The organism is Lactobacillus sp. UMNPBX12 (assembly GCF_002553955.1).
GTDB classification, from domain to species: domain Bacteria; phylum Bacillota; class Bacilli; order Lactobacillales; family Lactobacillaceae; genus Lactobacillus; species Lactobacillus crispatus.
The window spans coordinates 1-1,148 of sequence record NZ_PCYY01000065.1 but is presented as its reverse complement, the minus strand read 5'-3'; the positions used below and the strand labels follow the sequence as shown (position 1 = coordinate 1,148).

The window sequence follows — 1,148 nt, the reverse complement described above, 5'->3', positions numbered from 1 at the left end:
ATTTTGGCGTTAAGCTTCGCTTTTATCCTAGTTCTAAGCAAAAGAAAATCATTAAACTAAACTATGATGCTCAACGCTTTGTTTACAACTCTTATGTAGGACGCAATCGAAGTAATTATCATGCTAAGCACTACTTAGCTGTTAGACAATGTCAAGCAATGCCTTTTGCCTTTTCTATTCTTAATAATTATGAGACTAGGCTGGCAGAAGAAGTAGTCACTAATAGCGAACTATTGGATAAGCCAAGGAATATTCGTGATACTTATAGCTTTTTGCGTGTTAAAGAAATTGATAGCCTCGCTATTGCCAACGCTATTCAGAACTACCAGAAAGCTTGGAATAACTATCGTAAGATTGGTCATGGAATTCCAACTTTTCATAAAAAACGCAGCGACTGGTCATATCAGACCAACTGTCAATATCCTAAGCAGCCAGAAGCTTTTCTTGATAACGGGACGGCTAGGTTTATTGATGCTAAACATATTAAACTGCCTAAGCTGGGAATTGTCCGCATTGCTGGTTTTAGAAAACTGATTAAAGAGCGCTTGCTTAACCATATTCCAACTCGAATCGGCACAGTCACGATAAAAAAGACCGCTGACGAGCAATTCTACTTATCAATGCAATTAGGCAGCGATACTGCTTTTATTAAGGAATTGCCTAAGACGCAGAGTCAAATTGGCATTGACCTTAACCTTGATAATTTTCTGACGGGATCGAACGGCACAATGGTTGCTAATCCACGCTTTTACCGCAAAGCTGAAAAGAAGCTCGCCCATGCCCAACGCATACTCTCACGCAGACAAAGACGTGCCAAAAAAGACGGGCGTAATTTGCGGACAGCTAAGAATTATCAAAAGCAACGCTTATCAGTTGCCAGACTGCACGACAAGATTCGCAGACAGCGTAATGAATTTTTACAAGTACTCTCAACTGCACTAATCAAAAACCACGATTTAGTAGTTGCCGAGGAATTAAGAAGCAGAAATCTGTTAAAGAATCATGCCTTATCACAAGCTATTTCAGATGTTGGCTGGCGTAGTTTCCTGAATATGCTGGCTTATAAAGCCAAGCTATATGGCAAAGAATTTCTAACAATTGATCCTAAGTACACCACCCAAAGATGCCATCAATGTGGCAGTATTATG

General features: G+C 39.8%; 1 protein-coding gene. It reads left to right on the top strand.

Going from position 1 to position 1,148, the window contains the following annotated elements; genetic code table 11:
* On the top strand, positions 1 to 1,148 hold a 1,148-nt coding region (locus tag CP363_RS10485; protein WP_098036225.1), incomplete at both ends, for an RNA-guided endonuclease TnpB family protein.